The sequence below is a fragment of the Lysinibacillus sp. NPDC056959 genome, assembly GCF_042674095.1.
Lineage (GTDB): Bacteria > Bacillota > Bacilli > Bacillales_A > Planococcaceae > Lysinibacillus > Lysinibacillus zambalensis.
In genome coordinates this window covers 1-14494 of the sequence record NZ_JBHURE010000046.1, presented here as the reverse complement: position 1 = coordinate 14494, position 14494 = coordinate 1, and the positions used below count along the sequence as shown (strand labels likewise).

Here is a 14494-nt window from a genome sequence, read left to right as displayed (position 1 = left end):
AACTTTAGGAAGGTTATTTGTCATGCACTTTTTAGTATAGCACGTGCCTATTAAACTTTTAACAGAAAATTATTGACAAACTATTAGCTGGTTTAGTTCAATAAAAAAGAGAAGCACATGCAACTCAATGAACTTCAAGTAAAGCACCCGTTAATTGAAGAACAGTATTTAATTTTTTTCTAAGATACACTTAACAAAATCAGATTTTTCCTCTGTATATTTAAGTTTATTATTTTTATTTGCTGCTGATAGTTTCTGTTTAAGCGTTTCATATTCAATTCTTGCTTCATCATTACTTCTTAAATAATCTCTAAATTTCAACAGATCGATTAGATATTTACTTCCACTTTGGAACATGTGGATTTGATGTGTCCTTAGTTCGCCCTTACTAAAATAATGCCTATCTGGCAAAATGTTGGTTCCTCGATATGAGTATCCAAGGCTTTCTAAATGTGAGATACAATACTCACCATCGCTAAATTTATGTATTTCAACAGCAATATCAATAATCGGCTTTGCACTCAGATAATTTACTGCGGTACTTCCAATATGGTGAACATCCACAATATACTTACTAATTTTCTTCTGAATTTCTCCTTTTTCTAATAAAAATTCTTTTTCCCATTCTTCTGTCCAAGGGGTTAAAAAAACTTCACCTTTTGGTAACCCTAACATTTCATCACCTCGATTAACGGATTTGTGTATTTTATTTATTTTAGTTACATTTTTTTTTTTTGAATGGTGGCTAAGCTTTTATTCCCAGAACTCCAAAAAAAACAGGAGGGATATCATTTTTATTTTATTGAGTAAATGAGCTTTACTAAAACAATCTTGAATTTCAGTTTACAACTTTATTAACTCTTCACAGAAAATCATACAAAAAAACCGCCATTATGGAAGTTTTTCCACAATGGCGTTTTGCTAAGATAACGTATTTTCAAATATAAGTATAAGATTATTTAAAGTCTAGATAATTCAGTATACACCTTTATTGTCCAGTATATAACTTTATTGTAAAGTATACATCTTTATTGCCCAGTACACATCTTTATTGTAACTGAACAAGAAGAAGCCTGTATCTGCATAAAATTACTCAACTGTCACTGATTTAGCCAAGTTACGTGGTTTATCTACATCACAGCGGCGGTGTAGTGCTGCGTAATAGCTAATTAGCTGTAATGGCACTACAGATACAAGTGGTGTTAGGTATTCATGAACTTGAGGGATTACTAAACGGTCACCGTCTTCGTCTACTCCAGCCATGGCAATAATGCATGGATATGCTCCACGTGCAGCTACCTCTTTAACATTACCACGGATATTTAATGATACTGCTTCTTGTGTGACAAGGGCAAACACTGGTGTACCTTCTTCGATTAAGGCAATTGTTCCGTGTTTTAGCTCGCCACCTGCGAAGCCTTCTGCTTGAATGTAAGAGATTTCTTTTAGCTTCAAGGCACCCTCAAGGCTTACATAGAAGTCGATGTTACGACCGATGAAGAATGCGTTGCGTGCGATTTTTAAGTAGTCCTCTGCGATATCCTCTAATACATCTTTTGAATCGATAATTGTTTGGATACCATTTGCTGCAATCGCAAGTTCTTGTTTTAAATCGAATTCTAAGCCTTTGCCATTAGCTTTCGCCGTTACATATGCTGTTACAGCAAGTACAGCTACTTGTGCTACATATGCTTTTGTAGAAGCTACTGCAATTTCTGGGCCTGCATGTAATAAAAGCGTATGGTCCGCCTCACGTGATAGTGTAGAGCCAGGTACATTTGTAATTGTTAATGTTGGATAACCAAGCTCTTTAATTTTCACAAGTACTTGGCGGCTATCTGCTGTTTCACCTGATTGTGTAATAAAGATAAACAATGGTTTTTCTGAAAGTAATGGCATATTGTAGCCAAATTCACTTGAAATATGAACTTCCACTGGAATACCAGCCATTTTTTCGAAATATTGCTTACCAATTAGACCTGCATGATAGCTTGTGCCGGCTGCAATAATATATAGACGGTCTGCTGCTCGTAATGCTTCTAAAATATTTGCGTCAATTGTTAAATCGCCATTCTCGCCTTCGTATGCTTGAATGATTTTACGAATAACTGTTGGCTGCTCATCCATTTCTTTTAACATATAGTGAGGATACGTACCTTTTTCAATATCGCTCATATCAAGCTCTGCTGTGTATGGTGCACGCTCTACTAATGAACCGTCTAATTTTGTAATTTCAACGCTAGCTTTGTGTACGATTACGACTTCTTTATCGTGTAGCTCCACATATTGATCTGTTACCTGTAGCATCGCCATTGCATCTGAAGCTACTACATTGAAGCCTTCACCAACACCTACTAAAAGTGGTGATTTGTTTTTCGCAACGAAAATTGTATCAGCCGCTTCTGCATCTAAAAGAGCTAATGCGTATGAGCCGTGTAATAAAGATAAAGTTTTACGGAACGCCTCAGTTGTACTTAAACCTTCTTTTACAAATAGCTCAACTAATTGCACGATGACTTCTGTGTCTGTATCAGATTTCATCGGGATACCTTTTAAATATGTTTTTTGTAATAAATGATAGTTTTCAATAACTCCGTTGTGTACTAAAGTAAAACGTCCTGATGTACTTTGATGAGGATGTGCATTCAGACGGTTTGGCACACCGTGAGTTGCCCAACGTGTATGACCAATACCAACTTTTGCAGCAACGTCCTCGTCTACTGCATCACGTAAATCAGCAATACGTCCTTTTTCTTTGAAGACTGTTACTCCATCTTCATTACGTACTGCAATACCTGCTGAGTCATAACCACGGTACTCTAGTTTCTCTAAACCTTTTAATAAGATTTCCTTTGCATCTGTTTCACCAATATATCCTACAATTCCACACATAAATTTCTTGTCCTCCGATATTGTCAATTTGACGCAATGACAAATTAGACCTCAACCTATCGAATTTTTTACGAATGTAAAAGCTATGCCGATTTTACGTAAAATAAGCATACTCATACAAACACAAACTTAACACTCATTCAGCCATCTGAATAGTAATTATTCGATACTTGAGATTTTCTATTTATCTATTGCTTTAACGATACCTTCTCCATTTTCTGTACATTCAATCACTCAAATGTTTTCAAAATGAAAAGTGACAATCGGGTATGTCGATCGGGAGGCATCCGCCGAATTTTCGATAAACCTCCACCTCGTCTGCTGAAGTTAGCTTCGTCCAATTTCTTCAGCTCAGGCGCTATAATTGTTTTTCCGATTTTGCGCGTTCTTCCCTCCTATGCGCTCTCGTTAAATGATAAGGTCGGACCTCATATTCAACTTCTCCATCATACTCAATCATATGCTATACGTCAAATTTTCGTTATAAAAAACACCTATTTATCCTACTTTTTAGTGACAAAGTGTAGACAAACAATCTGCTATAAAGCATTAATTTGAAATTCCTATTAAATATATGATGTTTTTTCCATGCCCTCTTGCTGGCCTAAACACAAAGCCGATTCTGGACATAATTATGCCGAGGCATAATTAATTTCGTTTGACAAAACCACTACTTAGCAATACTATATACAGTACTTAGCAACACTTAGTACAGGTAAAGCTTAGCCTAGGGGTGAGATCATGGATAATCTGAGTGAAATGCTCAAAGGAGTTTTGGAAGGTATTGTATTAGAAATCATCAGCCGTGGTGAAATCTATGGTTATGAGATTGTCAAACATCTCACGCAAATGGGGTTTGAGGGCATAGCCGAAGGAACTGTTTATTCGTTACTAATGCGTTTGGAAAGAAACCGTCTTGTCAATATTGTCAAAAAGCCATCTGAAATGGGTCCACCAAGGAAATTTTATACGCTTAATGAGCAAGGGCAAGAAAAATTAATGTCCTTCTGGGCTAAATGGGATTTTTTAAGTAGTCGTATTGAAATTTTAAGAAATAATGGAGGAAACAATCATGAGCTTTAGTCGTGAAATTCAAGAGAGAATTAATCGTTTTGCGAAAGAACAATCTCAGAACTATTTGCAAGACGCTGAAATGACCTATATGGAAAAGCTACGCAAAAAAAGTGGGCAAACTAAACATAAAATCGACAAGCAACTATCCAAGTTTAAAGGGCGTTCCGATCAAGGTCGAGAAGCACAAGACGACATGATGCTATATATGAGCGATTATATGAATGATTTAATGTCACAAGGTTTAACGGAGCAAGAAGCCTTTCATAAGGCAAGCGAGGAATTGAAATTCGCCAGTAACTCTGAGCAATCTGAGGATTTAAATGAACGTTTCCAACAGTATTACGAAGATCGTGACCCTGCAGATTATGAGGCGATCGGGTTGTTTTATGGTGGTTTTCTATTTTTAGGATTGGGTATCGGCGGTTTAATCGGCTTTCTAACTGGCGGTGGCTATGAAGCTTTCTTGGACCGGGGCTGGATTAATACTGCAATCGGCGCTTGCGTTGGCATTATCATTGGTATCGGACTTGGACAAATTACCAATGCTATTATCGCGTTAAAAAAGAAGTAGGACTGTCCTAATTAAATGTAACATACAAGGCACAAGCATTCACTTGTGCCTTGTATGCTTAGCCTTCTTCACTCTCTAATAATTTCACAATTTCTCGATTAAACGCTGGTAGATCCTCCGGTGTGCGACTTGTGACTAATTGTTTTTGGCAAACAAACACTTCCTCGTCATGAAATATTGCACCTGCATTTTCTAAGTCTACTCGAATGGATTTGTAACCAGTTGCGTCACGACCATTTAATGTTTTTGCTGTAATGAGTAATTGTGGTCCATGACAAATAGCAAAGGTTGGTTTCATATCGTCCATAAACTCCTTTACAAATGCCACAACACGATCATCTACACGTAATATATCAGGAGAAAACCCACCTGGGATGAACAATGCATCAAATTCAGAAGCCGTTACCTCATCGATGTCTCTATCAATTTTTACTTTCTCTCCGTGCTTACCTTCTACCTCAATGCCTGCTGTTGTATCAATCGTTATTAGTTCATGACCTGCCGCTTCTAATGCTCCTTTAGGACTCGTAAATTCGGCGTCCTCGAACATATTAGTAATTACCGTAGCAATTTTAGCCATTGCAATACAACACTCCTTGTCATTGTGACTCTGTACTACTGTTCCCATTCTCTTTGAAAACATTCATTTCGTCGGAAGGCTTTCAATACTTGAAACACAAAATCGTTCTATCCGTCACATTTCTGAGCCTAATAAAAAAACCCGACCTCCTTTGAAAGGAAATCGAGTTGTTGATAAATTTCGCCTTGGCGTAATTCCGTCTGGATTTCAATTGTGCCTGCACAATTAAAAATCTGTGACATCCGCTGGAGGCTTTAGGCCAACACGATGTTGGTCACTCAGTCGTTGCCACAGGACGTGGCGTTCTTAGACTGAGTTCCTCTATTTCAGTGATGTTTGGAAAGGAACTATATTCGCATTCATCTTACAACTTCAGAGGAAGTATATGAATGAAGCTAAACTATTTATTCCGTTAAGCCCATTTCAGTACGTACAACATCTGCTATACGCTCTACGTAACGCTCGCAGTCTTCTTCTGTCGCAGCTTCTACCATTACTCGTACAAGTGGCTCAGTACCAGAAGGACGCACTAGCACGCGACCGTTACCAGCCATATCTGCTTCTACCTCAGCGATTACTGCAGCAACTTTTGCATTTTCCGTCACAGCATGCTTGTCTGTTACACGTACGTTGACTAAACGCTGTGGAAAAATTTTCATTTCAGAAGCAAGCTCTGACAGTTTTTTACCTGTAGATTTCATAATGTTAACAAGCTGAATACCCGTTAATAAGCCATCACCAGTTGTATTATAGTCTAGGAAAACAATATGACCAGATTGCTCGCCACCTAAATTATAATCATTAGCGCGCATTTCTTCTACGACATAACGATCACCTACAGCTGTTTGTACACTGTGCATATCGTTATCTTCAACAGCTTTGTAGAAGCCCATATTACTCATAACCGTTGACACGATTGTTTGTTTTTTCAAGCGACCAACTGTATTTAAATGCTTACCAATGATGAACATAATTTGATCACCATCAACAATTTTACCGTTTTCATCTACTGCGATTAAACGGTCACCATCGCCATCGAATGCTAAACCAACGTCAGCACTTTTTTCTGTAACAAATTTAGCTAATACTTCTGGATGTGTTGAACCGACACCTTCATTAATATTTAAGCCTGTTGGTGAGGCACCCATTGTTGAGATATCCGCTTCTAAATCTGCGAATAAGTGTGTAGCTAGTGAAGACGTAGCGCCATGTGCACAATCTAATGCTACATGGATGCCCTCAAATTCTTCAGTCACTGTTTGCTTTAAATATTGAATATATTTTTGTCCACCCTCGAAGTAGTCACTTACTGAACCTAAATCTGCCCCGATTGGACGTGGCAATGTATCTTCTTGTGCATCTAATATTGCTTCGATTTCAGCCTCTTGCGCATCTGTTAGTTTAAAGCCATCAGGACCGAAAAATTTAATACCATTATCAGCAACTGGGTTATGTGAAGCTGAAATCATAACGCCTGCATTTGCGCTCATAATTCGAGTAAGGTAAGCCACACCTGGTGTTGAAATAACACCAAGACGCATTACCTCCACGCCGATTGATAAAAGACCAGCTACAAGTGCACCTTCAAGCATTTCACCTGAAATACGTGTGTCACGACCGATTAAAACCTTTGGACGGTCCGTTGCATCCTTCGTTAAAACGTAGCCACCTACGCGGCCAAGCTTAAATGCAAACTCCGGTGTTAATTCACTATTCGCGACGCCACGGACGCCATCTGTTCCAAAATATTTACCCATTTTGATTATTCTCTCCTTCAATGCAAGACGGTGGTTACGCTTGTCTACACTGACAACTAGATCACTCGTCTGCTTACTTTTGGAAAAGTCTATTTTCGTTCATTTTCTGGTAACTATTCATTTTACCCCTACGCCCATTTATTCGGACTTGTAAATCAGCGAAGATAAATTGAGCATAGGGTATTTTGATTTTAGCCCGAGCAATCGTTTTCGTTAATGTTTCAAAACCGAAAATGATACCCTACCGATAGAGAACGAAATCTCTACTGAATCAAAATAAAATTATAGTCAGTTATTGTTTAAGAATCAACATCTTCTGTTTTTTCTGTTGGTGGCGTGTTGTCCTCAGAAGGAGTGTCCGGTTCCTCCTTATTAGGTGGAGGAGTAGGTGTAGGTGTAGGCGGTGGATTAGGTGTAGGAGCAGGAGGGTTAGTAGTTGTTGTTGTCGTAGTTGTTGTTTTCTCCTGCTCTACCTTCGTAACGTCCGCTTTCACTTTAATCCTTGATTCAGATATTTTTGTCACACCTTCTGGTAATTTCACATCAAATTCATAAGTTTTTGATTCTGTAATTCTCGATAAGTCAACCTCTATTGGTATGACAGTTAAACTATCTAGGATAGATTTTCTACCGTATACCCTCACCATTGTAGGGCTAAATGTTAATTGGTTAACGGAAATACCATTTGCCACTTCCCCTATTTCCTTAAGCACTACAGGCAACTCCCTGCTGTATGCTCCAATATCTACTTGTACCTTCACTGTTTCTGGTTCAATCGTAACGTCTAGCTTATTTAAATCACGATCTAGCACTTGAACTGCCGCTACCTGTGAGAACGATTCTTTCAAGCCTTGTTCACCCGTTACAGTAGCTTTTACATAGCTAATTCTTTCAATTGCACTTTTGGCACCTGTTACATACACCGTAGCTGGATTAGCAGTCATGCCATTTAAAATATACCCTTCTTCAAGTAAACGATTACTCATCTCAGGGTCAACTCGAAACTCCTGTGTTACTTTTTCCTCAATGTTAACCTTAACAGTCTCAGGGTCAAATGTAACTTGCAACTTATCAGAAATGTTTTCGTATTGTAGGTTAACATTATGTTCGCCTATAAGTAATTTACTCAAATCCACAAATACAGAAAAATCCTTCGTTGCCTTTGTTTTCATTACAAGTGGCATTGGACCTTTTATCGTAACATCCACCGTCTTAGGTATACCTGTAACAATGAGGTTCTTATCATCATAAAAAACATCTACAGGTACTTCTCGAATTACCTCTGTTTGCTCACTCGATATTGTTTTACTTTTAGGAGATAATTCGGTACGAACGGAGAAAAATAACAAAAAGGCTAGAAATAGTGCGACGATTCGTAACACCCAAGGGCTATCCATCATTTTATCCATTCTTTTTCCCCCTCCAAGTTAACTTAGAGGCTGCATTTGACTCCTGTGCTAATCCGAACCACATTTTACGTAACAGTCCTTCGAATTCCTCTAAAGAAAGATTTCGATGTAGATTGCCATTCATTGTAAGACTAATGGCACCAGTTTCTTCTGATACGACAATAGTAATGGCATCTGTCACTTCACTTAAGCCAAGTGCAGCTCGGTGGCGTGTCCCAAGCTCTTTAGAGATAAATGGACTCTCAGAAAGCGGTAAATAACAAGCTGCTGCCGATATTTTATCTTTCTGCATAATCACTGCTCCATCATGAAGCGGTGTATTAGGTATAAAAATGTTAATAAGTAACTCCGATGAAATTTCGGAATTTAGTCCTATGCCCGTTTCGATATATTCATTAAGACCAGTTTCTTTTTCAATAGAAATTAACGCCCCTATACGACGTTTGGCCATATAACTAACAGATTTCTTCATCGCCTCAATAAGCCTAGTTTGTTCTTCCTCAACTTGATTAATTGAACGTTGGAATAGTTTCCCTCTACCAATTTGTTCAAGACCGCGTCTTATTTCAGGTTGGAAAATGATAATAACCGCCAAGAAACCGAAATCGATAACTTGTTGTAACATCCACCCTAACGTTTCTAACCCCAAAAATTCTGTAGCAAGGCGCGCAATAATAATTACGAATATTCCTTTTAATAATTGGACAGCCTTCGTACCTTTAATGAGGGTTAAAATTTTATAAATAACGTACCATACGAGCAGTACATCTAATAAGTTAATAACAATATTCACAGGTGTTAAATTAGCGAAATGTTCGATAATTTGCACGTGGCATCCCCCACTTTTCATTGCGAATCCATACACATTTAAGTATAGCACATTCTTAACAAATGTAACTTTTTTCAAATAAAAAGTCTACTCAAAAGAGTAGACCTTTCAGCCTCTCACGTGCACTATTTATTAGGACGTATAGAGTGTTATTTAGTTGCTTGGTTCTCCTCGAATGTTACAGCAGACTTTACTGAATTTTTAATCGTATACCAAAGCCATTCAAATACTTCGTCAATTTCTTCTATTTTTCCTGAAACAACTGCCGAAGATGCCATATACTGTCCATTAATAACGGTAACATTGCCATCCACTTCACCTTCAACAATTAAATCACCATTTTTAACAACTATGTCGCCTTTTACAACTTCTCCCTCCGGTACAATAACCGTTTGACCTTCAACAACAAGGTTTGGTTGTTTAGTCACAGAGAAATGTTGGTCATCCATGAAATTACCTAGTAAAGTTGCACTCATGAATAAACAAAAAACTGCTGCTGCCACAAAGAATGGATGCCGGCGAATCCATTTTTGCATGCCTACACGACTTTTTGGTTTCGGTAAACGAGCCATGACGGCTTCTTCAAAATGCGGAGGTGCTGTAATGTGGGAAGCACTCTTCACAAAGGCGATTGTTTCACTTAATTCCTGCATCAATTGTTTACAATCATTGCATGTATGCAAATGGCGTTTCAACTCTTGCTCATGCTCACGACTAATGTCACCATCTAAATAATCATGGATATAGTCTATAATATGCTCTGGACAAGTATTCATGACGCTCCCCCTCCTACAGATTGTTTAATTGCTTACGTAATGCTTCACGTCCGCGGTGAATCCTCGTTTTCACCGTTCCAAGAGGCATATCTAAAATCTCGCTAATTTCCTGTAATGATAATTCTTCAATATATTTCAATACTATAACTGAACGGTATTTATCCGGCAAACGTCCTATCTCATATTGAATGCGGTCTTGCAGTTCCATTTGCTCGATCTGTTCCTCTGGTAGCTGGTCATCTGCTGCGATCTGCGAATACATATCAAGCCCTTCTGTACCAGCTACTTCCGCATCTAAATAATAATCCGGCTTTTTCTTCCGGATTCGGTCTATACAAAGGTTTGTCGCTATGCGATAAAGCCACGTCGAAAATTTTCTTTTCTGATCAAAAGTATGCAAATTCATATAAGCTCGAACAAACGCTTCTTGTGTAATATCTTCAGATTCTTGCTTGTTCCCTAACATCCTATAGCATACTTGGTACAGTTTGTGCTGATAGAGACTCACAATATCTGCAAATGCGTTTTGATCACCTTTAAGCACTTGTTTTATTCTCTTGTTTACTAACGCATCCATTGTGTTGATTTCTCCACCTTTACAACTGTCTTATACTATACGACCCATCGATAAGAAAAGTTTCATTTTATTATTAATTATAGCAAAAGATTTTTATACATTGTGGCAATAGGCAATTTTTTGTCAAATATCTTTAAACTAAGGTTTCACCAAATAAGGAGCCCATCAATGCTACTGCAACATCAGCTGTTCTGTTCTTTTCATCTAATATCGGATTAACTTCAACAAATTCAGCAGATGTTAGCATACCTGATTCCTGAAGCATTTCCATCGCCAAATGGCTTTCTCGATACGTAATCCCACCAGGTACAGGCGTCCCAACCCCAGGAGTATAAAGTGGATCTAATCCATCTAAATCAAGTGATAAATGCAAGCCATCTATATCACGCGCTCTTAAATAGGCAAGCGCATCTTCCATTACACGCGTCATTCCAAGACGATCTACCTCATGCATTGTATACACCTTGATTCCTTGCTGACTAATTAATTCACGTTCTCCTGGATCTACGGAACGTGCTCCAATAATAATGACGTTTTCAGGTTTAATTTTTGGTACATTATTACGAATTTTCACTAAGCGTTCATGACCAAGCCCAATGCTAACAGCTAACGGCATGCCATGTATATTACCAGAAGGTGTCGTTTCAGGCGTGTTAAGGTCCGCATGCGCATCAAACCAAATAACACCTAAATTTTTAAAATGCTCACCAAGCCCAGCTAGTGTGCCTATAGCAATGCTATGATCGCCACCAAGTACAAGTGGAAACTCCTTTTGTTCCAATGCCTTACTCACACTATTAGCCAAAGATGTACTCACATCGATAACTTCCTCTAAATTTAATAACTGTTTATCAACAATTGTACCTTCTTTTTTTTGACTAACACGTATATCCCCTTGATCATGTACTTCATGCCCAACTGCCTCTAAGCGCTCTACAACACCTGCGTAACGGATGGCACTCGGACCCATATCTACCCCTCTACGAGTTTGCCCATAATCTGTCGGCACTCCAATAATAGAAATATTTAGTTTATTCATTTTTTTATACCCCCTTTAACTTGTAAGTCTATTGTATAGCCTAGATCCTACATGGCTCAACCTAACAATTATATGAATATTTATACAATTAATTATACTTCGGTACCTGGATCGGTAAGGAGTTAAAAAGAGCATAAAAAAATCTCCTGCTGTTTTCAGCAAGAGATTAGTATCTGTAGTTAATGTTACACTTTTGAATATGTTTTATTCTATAAAAGTGAGCCATGAAGGACTCGAACCTTCGACCCTCTGATTAAAAGTCAGATGCTCTACCAACTGAGCTAATGGCTCAAAGAATATAAATGGCTGGGGTACTAGGATTCGAACCTAGGCATGACGGAATCAAAATCCGTTGCCTTACCGCTTGGCTATACCCCAATCATATATAAAAAAACTGGTGGAGGGGGACGGATTCGAACCGCCGAACCCTAAGGAGCGGATTTACAGTCCGCCGCGTTTAGCCACTTCGCTACCCCTCCGAAATAACACATTATGGTGGAGGATGACGGGCTCGAACCGCCGACCCTCTGCTTGTAAGGCAGATGCTCTCCCAGCTGAGCTAATCCTCCATAGAATCAGGTGTTTATTTCTTCACAGTTATTTTTCTTTTTAAGCCTTCGCATTACTACAAAGCTTTAAAAATGGTGACCCCTACGGGATTCGAACCCGTGTTACCGCCGTGAAAGGGCGGTGTCTTAACCACTTGACCAAGGGGCCATTTCAGATGTCTCGAACAAGACAATAATTATAATAACATTTTTTTACGTTCGATGCAATACTTTTTTAAACTTTTTTTGTACTTTTTTTATATGTATAACATCATCATTATAAATGGGCAAAAAAATGGCTCCGAAGGCAGGACTCGAACCTGCGACAACCTGATTAACAGTCAGGTGCTACTACCAACTGAGCTACTTCGGAACAATACTATTCAATTCGGTTTTTAAAAACCTCTCAAGTACATTTATTATTATATCAAGCATTATAAATTATGCAATACTTATTGTAAAATTTTTTTTGTTTTTTGTCGAAGCATTCCTGTGCATTAACTAAAAACCTAATAGTTCTCTATTAAATCTAATATTTCTATTTTATGTACAGTATATTCTTGCTGTATATTATTGTAATTGATAAAATAAAGATAGTTTTAAGAATTTTCTATTAAATTAGTTTGGGGGAGGAATGTTCACATGGTAACAAACGATTTAATTGCACCAGAATTCTATAATATTACAGAGGAATTGGAGAAATTTTCTCAAGATAGTGATCGTCAAGCAATAAGATGGCTAAATACTCAACAGGAGCGACGAACGGTTTCCTATGTTGAACTTGTTCAAAAAATGAATCAATACGCGAATGTCTTAACGAAGAAGGGGCTTCAAAAAGGCGATCGCGTATTAGTTATTATTCCACGTCTGCCTGAAGCTTATTTTGTCTTTCTTGGATGTCTAAAGGCTGGAATTGTTCCTATTTCATGCTCAGAAATGTTACGTGCAAGTGATTTAGAGTATCGTATGGAGCACTCTTCTGCAAAGGCAGTAATTGCCTATGAAGTGTTTACTAGTGAAGTAGATCGTATTACTTCTTCAGTAGAAGCTTTAAATAATAAATTAGTTATAGGTTCTGCTACAGGTGATTGGACGTCTTTAAATGAATTGGCTAGTACACAGCCAGATACATTTAAAGCAGCTGCGACGAAAAGAGATGATATGGCATTTCTTTCTTATACATCAGGCACGACTGGTAAACCAAAAGGAGCTGTTCATTCACACGGTTGGGGATATGCGCATATTAGAACCGCGGCTTCTCAATGGCTTGGTGTACGTGAAGGTGATCTAGTTTGGGCTACAGCAGCTCCAGGGTGGCAAAAATGGATTTGGAGTCCATTTTTATCGACTATTATGCTGGGCGCTACTGCATTTGTATACCATGGAGGATTTGATGCAAAAACATACCTTCAACTGCTTCAAGATGAGAAAGTCAATGTATTATGCTGTACTCCAACAGAATATCGCATTTTGGCGAAGCTTGATAATTTAATAGACTATAATCTATCTTCACTACGTAGCGCTGTTTCTGCTGGTGAACCGTTAAATCGACCAGTCATCGAAACATTTATGAACAACTTTGGTCTTAAAGTGCGCGATGGCTATGGCCAAACGGAAAATACTTTATTAATCGGCACGCTCGTAAATTCTGAATTACGTCCTGGTTCAATGGGTGTTCCTACTCCAGGCAATATTGTTCGTATCATTGATCATGAGGGTAACGAGGCACCAATTGGCGAAGTTGGAGATATTGCGGTACATAAATCATCTCCTGCTCTATTTAAAGAGTACTATCGTGAGCCTGAACGTACACAAGCAGCCTTCCGTGGAGATTGGTATATTACTGGTGACCAAGCTAAATGCGATGAAGACGGCTACTTCTGGTTTGAAGGCCGAGGAGATGACATCATTATTTCATCAGGCTATACAATTGGACCATTTGAGGTAGAGGATGCTTTAAATAAACATGAAGCTGTACAAGAATGTGCTGTAGTCGCAGCACCAGATGAAATTAGAGGACATATTGTTAAAGCCTTTGTCATCTTACGAGAAGGCTTCAAAGATCGTGATGAGGCCGAGTTAACAAAAGAACTACAGGAGCATGTTAAAGCATTAACAGCACCTTATAAATATCCTCGAAGCATTGTCTTTATCGATGAGCTACCAAAAACAACTTCTGGGAAGATTCGTCGTATAGAGCTACGAGCTGCAACTGTATAAAATAAAGAAAGGAGACATTTTAACCAAGTAATTGGTGAAATGTCTCCTTTATATATTGCTTTTATTTAATATTCTTCTGGATATAAAAAAAAAGCCACTACTGAGATTATCAGCAGCGACTTTTTGCGCCTAGCGACGTCCTACTCTCACAGGGGGAAGCCCCCAACTACCATCGGCGCTAAAGAGCTTAACTTCCGTGTTCGGTATGGGAACGGGTGTGAC

General features: G+C 38.4%; 12 protein-coding genes, 6 tRNA genes and 1 rRNA gene. 3 read left to right on the top strand and 16 right to left on the bottom strand.

Features of this window, described 5'->3' with window-relative positions; translation table 11 throughout:
• Positions 1 to 168: 168 nt before the first annotated feature.
• Positions 169 to 675: a GrpB family protein gene (locus ACFTQ7_RS24365; protein WP_386831843.1), complete on the bottom strand. Its 507-nt coding sequence runs from the start codon at positions 673 to 675 to the stop codon at positions 169 to 171.
• Between the two features lie 414 nt (positions 676 to 1089).
• Positions 1090 to 2892: a glutamine--fructose-6-phosphate transaminase (isomerizing) gene (gene glmS, locus ACFTQ7_RS24360; protein WP_386831841.1), complete on the bottom strand. Its 1803-nt coding sequence runs from the start codon at positions 2890 to 2892 to the stop codon at positions 1090 to 1092.
• Between the two features lie 741 nt (positions 2893 to 3633).
• Between glmS and ACFTQ7_RS24355 the strand changes: the two genes are divergently transcribed.
• Together ACFTQ7_RS24355 and ACFTQ7_RS24350 are read left to right on the top strand one after the other, a co-directional pair.
• A complete protein-coding gene (locus ACFTQ7_RS24355; RefSeq protein ID WP_197143166.1) occupies positions 3634 to 3975 on the top strand; it encodes a PadR family transcriptional regulator in 342 nt (113 codons plus the stop codon).
• A complete protein-coding gene (locus tag ACFTQ7_RS24350) occupies positions 3965 to 4537 on the top strand; it encodes a hypothetical protein (RefSeq protein ID WP_386831838.1) in 573 nt (190 codons plus the stop codon). Before ACFTQ7_RS24355 ends, ACFTQ7_RS24350 begins: the two co-directional genes overlap by 11 nt.
• Before the next feature lie 58 nt (positions 4538 to 4595).
• Here ACFTQ7_RS24350 and ACFTQ7_RS24345 read toward each other — a convergent pair whose 3' ends face one another.
• The 13 genes from ACFTQ7_RS24345 to ACFTQ7_RS24285 all read right to left on the bottom strand — a co-directional run bounded on the left by ACFTQ7_RS24345 (position 4596) and on the right by ACFTQ7_RS24285 (position 12425).
• Entirely contained in the window at positions 4596 to 5117 is a 522-nt protein-coding gene (locus tag ACFTQ7_RS24345) for a type 1 glutamine amidotransferase domain-containing protein (protein ID WP_386831836.1), read from the bottom strand.
• Positions 5118 to 5521: 404 nt separating this feature from the next.
• Positions 5522 to 6874, bottom strand: a complete 1353-nt coding sequence (glmM, locus tag ACFTQ7_RS24340; protein WP_349659503.1) for a phosphoglucosamine mutase — start codon at positions 6872 to 6874, stop codon at positions 5522 to 5524.
• A gap of 299 nt (positions 6875 to 7173) precedes the next feature.
• Positions 7174 to 8283, bottom strand: a complete 1110-nt coding sequence (locus tag ACFTQ7_RS24335) for a CdaR family protein (protein ID WP_386831834.1) — start codon at positions 8281 to 8283, stop codon at positions 7174 to 7176.
• A complete protein-coding gene (gene cdaA / locus ACFTQ7_RS24330; protein ID WP_197143161.1) occupies positions 8276 to 9112 on the bottom strand; it encodes a diadenylate cyclase CdaA in 837 nt (278 codons plus the stop codon). Before cdaA ends, ACFTQ7_RS24335 begins: the two co-directional genes overlap by 8 nt.
• A 149-nt stretch (positions 9113 to 9261) precedes the next feature.
• Positions 9262 to 9888, bottom strand: a complete 627-nt coding sequence (locus ACFTQ7_RS24325; protein ID WP_349659505.1) for a zf-HC2 domain-containing protein — start codon at positions 9886 to 9888, stop codon at positions 9262 to 9264.
• Between the two features lie 13 nt (positions 9889 to 9901).
• Positions 9902 to 10465: an RNA polymerase sigma factor SigW gene (gene sigW, locus ACFTQ7_RS24320; RefSeq protein ID WP_197143159.1), complete on the bottom strand. Its 564-nt coding sequence runs from the start codon at positions 10463 to 10465 to the stop codon at positions 9902 to 9904.
• Between the two features lie 133 nt (positions 10466 to 10598).
• Positions 10599 to 11504, bottom strand: coding sequence for an arginase (gene rocF / locus ACFTQ7_RS24315; protein ID WP_349659506.1), 906 nt, complete (start codon positions 11502 to 11504; stop codon positions 10599 to 10601).
• A gap of 218 nt (positions 11505 to 11722) precedes the next feature.
• Positions 11723 to 11795, bottom strand: a tRNA-Lys gene (locus ACFTQ7_RS24310).
• Positions 11796 to 11807: 12 nt separating this feature from the next.
• A tRNA-Gln gene (locus tag ACFTQ7_RS24305) sits at positions 11808 to 11882 on the bottom strand.
• Between the two features lie 17 nt (positions 11883 to 11899).
• Positions 11900 to 11983 (bottom strand) — tRNA-Tyr (locus ACFTQ7_RS24300).
• 14 nt (positions 11984 to 11997) lie between these two features.
• Positions 11998 to 12073: transfer RNA gene (locus ACFTQ7_RS24295), tRNA-Val, on the bottom strand.
• 73 nt (positions 12074 to 12146) lie between these two features.
• Positions 12147 to 12221: transfer RNA gene (locus ACFTQ7_RS24290), tRNA-Glu, on the bottom strand.
• A gap of 127 nt (positions 12222 to 12348) precedes the next feature.
• Positions 12349 to 12425: transfer RNA gene (locus ACFTQ7_RS24285), tRNA-Asn, on the bottom strand.
• 269 nt (positions 12426 to 12694) lie between these two features.
• Between ACFTQ7_RS24285 and mbcS the strand changes: the two genes are divergently transcribed.
• Complete coding sequence (gene mbcS / locus ACFTQ7_RS24280; RefSeq protein WP_386831830.1) at positions 12695 to 14272, top strand: acyl-CoA synthetase MbcS; 1578 nt, start codon at positions 12695 to 12697, stop codon at positions 14270 to 14272.
• Between the two features lie 127 nt (positions 14273 to 14399).
• Here the strand turns inward: mbcS and rrf are convergent.
• A 5S ribosomal RNA gene (gene rrf / locus ACFTQ7_RS24275) occupies positions 14400 to 14494 on the bottom strand; the annotation flags it as partial.